The organism is Dokdonella sp. (assembly GCF_049593775.1).
GTDB lineage: Bacteria > Pseudomonadota > Gammaproteobacteria > Xanthomonadales > Rhodanobacteraceae > Dokdonella.
Window position 1 is genome coordinate 1 of record NZ_JBAWHJ010000304.1, and the last position, 4126, is coordinate 4126.

The 4126-nt window shown below is 60.9% G+C and carries 4 protein-coding genes; 3 read left to right on the top strand and 1 reads right to left on the bottom strand.

Features of this window, described 5'->3' with window-relative positions; all coding sequences use genetic code 11:
- On the top strand, positions 1-376 hold a 376-nt coding region (locus tag WBP53_RS10675; RefSeq protein WP_423928727.1), incomplete at its 5' end, for a hypothetical protein.
- A 9-nt stretch (positions 377-385) separates the two neighbouring features.
- Here the strand turns inward: WBP53_RS10675 and recN are convergent.
- Positions 386-2062 (bottom strand): DNA repair protein RecN, encoded by a 1677-nt coding sequence (recN, locus tag WBP53_RS10680; RefSeq protein ID WP_423928729.1) that lies wholly within the window; start codon positions 2060-2062, stop codon positions 386-388.
- 157 nt (positions 2063-2219) lie between these two features.
- Here recN and hrcA point away from each other — a divergent pair, with 157 nt between their 5' ends.
- Entirely contained in the window at positions 2220-3278 is a 1059-nt protein-coding gene (gene hrcA / locus WBP53_RS10685; RefSeq protein ID WP_423928731.1) for a heat-inducible transcriptional repressor HrcA, read from the top strand.
- A 137-nt stretch (positions 3279-3415) separates the two neighbouring features.
- Entirely contained in the window at positions 3416-3952 is a 537-nt protein-coding gene (grpE, locus tag WBP53_RS10690; protein WP_423928733.1) for a nucleotide exchange factor GrpE, read from the top strand.
- Positions 3953-4126 lie beyond the last annotated feature (174 nt).

Genomic DNA, 4126 nt, shown 5'->3' on the forward strand with positions numbered 1-4126 from the left:
AATCAACGGCGTCAGTACCCAGGCCGCCGCAGGCTTTTCTGTAGCCCTGAACTTGAGCGTGGAAGGGTTTCCCATACTCGGAGTGCACGGTTCCCCAAGCACGGTCGGCAATGCACAATTGTTCGCCTGCAATGACGCTGCCTGCAGTGGTGGGGACGAAAGGACGCTCGCCGTGATTGATTCGCCGGATCCTGACATCAAGTTCGGTCGATATCTTGGACTTGCAACTGGGCAGGACGGGCTTCCCCTGTTCCTCTATATCCGCGAGCAAAGGATTACCAGCAGCCAGTTCGCTCGCAGCCTGCGGCTGCTTGATTGCTATCTGATCGATTGCGTCTCCCTGTTCAGAGACGATTTCGAGACGACGGTGTTCTAGGGCGCTTTCTCAGGCGGTATTTTGCGCCTCGCGCAGCATCTGCTTCGCGAGGGCCTGGGTTTCTCGAGTGATGTCGATGCCGCCCAGCATGCGGGCGATTTCGTCGCGGCGGACCGTTGCATCGAGATTTTCTATGCGCGTCTCGGTTGAATCGGCTTCGCTCGCCTTGCTGACGCGCAGGTGGGCATGGCCTTGCGCTGCAACCTGGGCAAGGTGGGTGACACAGAGCACCTGTCGCTGGCTGCCGAGGCGACGCAATTTCTGGCCGACGACTTCGGCGACGGCACCGCCAATTCCGGCATCGACTTCGTCAAAGACCATCGTACCAACCTCATCCATGCCGAGCGCCGCCACTTCAATGGCGAGGCTGATGCGGGAGAGTTCGCCACCCGAAGCCACCTTTCGCAGTGCGCGCACCGGTTGTCCGGGATTGGCGCTGACCATGAACTCGCAGCGCTCCGTGCCTTGGGGATCGGGGTCGCCAGCCGGTAGTGCTTCAAGCTCGACTTCGAATCGCCCACCGGCCATGCCGAGATCCGCGAGCAGGTCACCGACGGCCTGACCGAGCCGGCTCGCGGCGGTCTTGCGGGCCGCAGCCAGTTTCATTGCTGCCTTTGCGTAGTGATCGCTTAGCTCGCGACGTTCCTGTTCCAGCTTCTGGAGATCGGCGCCAGCGTTGCGCAAGGCATCGAGCTCCATCTGCAATTCATCGCGTTTACCCACGAGCTCTTCCATCGGAATGCGATGTTTGCGCGAAAGTTCGTGGAGCTTGCCCAGCTGGGCGTCGATTTCCGCCATGCGTTCCGGGTCGAGATCGAGTGAATCCTGATAGCGCGTCAGGTTGTCGCTCGATTCGTCGATATGGATGCGCGCGGCATCAAGCAGCTCGGCAAGTGGTGTCAGCGCAGGATCGAGCGCTGCAAGGCGCTGGCTTTCGCCGTGCGCACGCGTGACCAGGCGCGAGATGCTGAATTCGCTCTCGCCATCGAGGAGTTCGGACAACCCGGCGCAACCTTGCTGCAACTGACCCGAATTGGCCAGGCGCTTGTGGGTATCTTCAAGCACATGCAGCTCTCCGGCCTCGATTGCATGCGAGCTGAGTTCGTCAACCTGGTGGGACAGCCAGTCCATGCGTTCGGCGTGATCCTGTCCGCCAGAAAGCGCCTTGATACGCGCCATGACCTTGCGCCAGGAGACTGCCAGCGCCTGCACCCTGGCCAAGGCTTCGGAATGCGCGCCATAGGCATCGAGCATGGCCAACTGCCGGCTTCGATCAAGCAGGGCCTGGTGTTCGTGCTGCCCGTGGATTTCGATCAGTCGGTCACCGAGGGCCTTGAGCTGGGTCAGGGTGACCGGCCTGCCATTGATCCAGGCGCGTGAACTGCCTTCGCTACGAATGACCCGTCTCAGTTGACAGGCATTCTCGTCATCGAACTCTGCTTCACGAAGCCATTCAAGCAGATCCTTGCGACCGACGAGATCGAACTCGGCAGAGAGTTCTGCGCGTTCGCTGCCGTGGCGGACCAGGCTGGCATCGGCACGGTTGCCAGACAGCATCAACAAGGCATCGACCAGCAGTGATTTGCCGGCTCCGGTTTCGCCCGTCACGACGGTCAATCCCGCAGCAAAGGCAATTTCAGCTTCGCCGACGATGGCGAAGTCTTTGACATAGAGCGAACGGAGCATGCATGTGTCCCGAAAAATCCCGGTCGAAGTTTCCGGGCCTGCGAGTATTGTCGCAAGTCCGGAACCATGGTGTGAGACCGGGAAGGCATGTCAGTCCAGCCATCAATCCGTCGAATACCGCTATTCTCTTACCATCAACGCTGTGTATCCTCACGGAATGAGCTATTCCGGCCATCCTGATTCACTCGACGCCCGATCGCGTTCCCTGCTGAGAACCCTGATTGCGCAGTACATTGCGGATGGTCAGCCGGTGGGATCTCGCACCCTGGCCAAATCTTCGGGCCTTGATGTCAGTCCGGCGACGATCCGAAACATCATGTCCGATCTTGAGGATGCCGGTCTGGTGGCGGCGCCGCACACTTCCGCGGGCCGGATACCGACAGCACAGGGCTACCGCATGTTTGTCGACAGCCTGCTCGAGATGCGTCCCCTGGGTGAGCCCCAGGTCGAACAGCTGCGACGCGAGCTGCCTACCGGTGCGGCGACGCCAGCCCTGCTCGGTAGCGCCAGCACCCTGCTATCGGAATTGACCCGCTTCGTCGGCGTTGTCAGCGTGCCCAAGCACGATGAGTTCCCGTTTCGGCACATCGATTTCGTGGCCCTTGATGGCAGCCGGCTTCTGGTGATCCTGGTGTTCACGGATGGCCAGGTGCAGAACCGGGTGATCGAGACCCAGCAGCCCTTCTCTCCGAGCGAGCTTGAGCAAACCGCGAATTTCCTCAATTCCAACTATGCCGGCATGCGGCTGGACGAGATCCGCAAGCGCCTCCTGCGCGAGATGCAGGAGGAGGGCGCGCGACTGAACAGGATGCTGGCATCCGCTGTCGAGGTCGCCCAGCAGGCCTTCCAGTCCCCCGACGACAACGACATGTTGGTGAGCGGCCAGACCAACCTGATGGGCGTCAACGAGCTTTCCGAGGTGAACCGTCTACGTGATCTTTTCGACGCCTTTCAGCGCAAGCGTGACCTCTTGCAGCTGCTGGAACGCTGTTCCCGCGCCGAGGGTGTTCGGCTTTTCATTGGCGAAGAATCCGGTTTCGCCGCCCTCGGTGGCTACTCCCTGGTCACCGCGCCGTACGGCGTCGGCAATCGCGTGCTCGGCGTCCTCGGCGTGATCGGACCCACGCGCATGGCCTATGAACGCGTCATTCCCGTGGTTGCTGCCACGGCCCAGTTGATTTCCGGTGCCTTGAACCGGCCGACGACGCCCCCATAGGGTAGGCGGGACACATCCTGGCGCGTGGTTTCGCCCTTTCTCAAAAGGAAGCGAATCTCTGGCGTGCCGGGCACAACGATCGATTTGGACTGGGGCCGGGCGAATACCGTCTGGTTGCCATGCTTTCTGGAGGCGAGATGGAAAATACTGATCCGGCACGCGAACCGGCCGACAATTCGGTAGACGAGGAATCAACCGTGGAAACTGGAGAAGAGGCCATGGCGACCCTTATGGCCGAGTACGAGGTCAAGCTGGGCGAAATGCGCGAGCTGATCTTGCGCGAGCGCGCAGAAATCGACAACCAGCGCAAACGCCTGCAGCGGGATCTCGACCAGGCGCGGAAGTTTGCCAACGAAAAGCTGCTGGCCGACCTGCTGCCCGTGATCGACCACCTTGAGCGTGGATTGAGCGCGGACAAGGGGGATTCTGCGGGCATGCGAGCAGGCGTCGAGCTGACCCTCAAGGAATTGCTGCGCGTAGCCACCGGGCACGGATTGGTCATCATTGATCCGGCAGGTGAGGCCTTCGATCCGGAACGCCATCAGGCCATGAGCATGGTCGATAGCCCGGAGCACAAGCCCAACGAGGTCGTGGTGGTCCTGCAAAAAGGCTACATGCTCAATGAGCGTCTGCTGCGCCCGGCCTTGGTGAACGTTGCCCAGGCGCCGGAATGATTTGCCGAAGCAGGCGGACTTTTTGTAGCAAGGGCGCTTGAAACGGGGCGGTTGACCCCCAAATTTTGCGCCAGTGGCCGAAGCGGCCGAACACATAATTCGGGAGAGAGACAAATGGGCAAGATCATCGGAATCGACCTCGGCACGACCAACTCGTGCGTCGCGGCCATGGAA

Bases quoted from the DNA above. Each gene is read 5' to 3' on its own strand.
- hrcA (WP_423928731.1), top strand. From the start codon at position 2,220: ATGAGCTATTCCGGCCATCCTGATTCACTCGACGCCCGATCGCGTTCC.
- recN (WP_423928729.1), bottom strand. From the start codon at position 2,062: ATGCTCCGTTCGCTCTATGTCAAAGACTTCGCCATCGTCGGCGAAGCT.
- grpE (WP_423928733.1), top strand. From the start codon at position 3,416: ATGGAAAATACTGATCCGGCACGCGAACCGGCCGACAATTCGGTAGAC.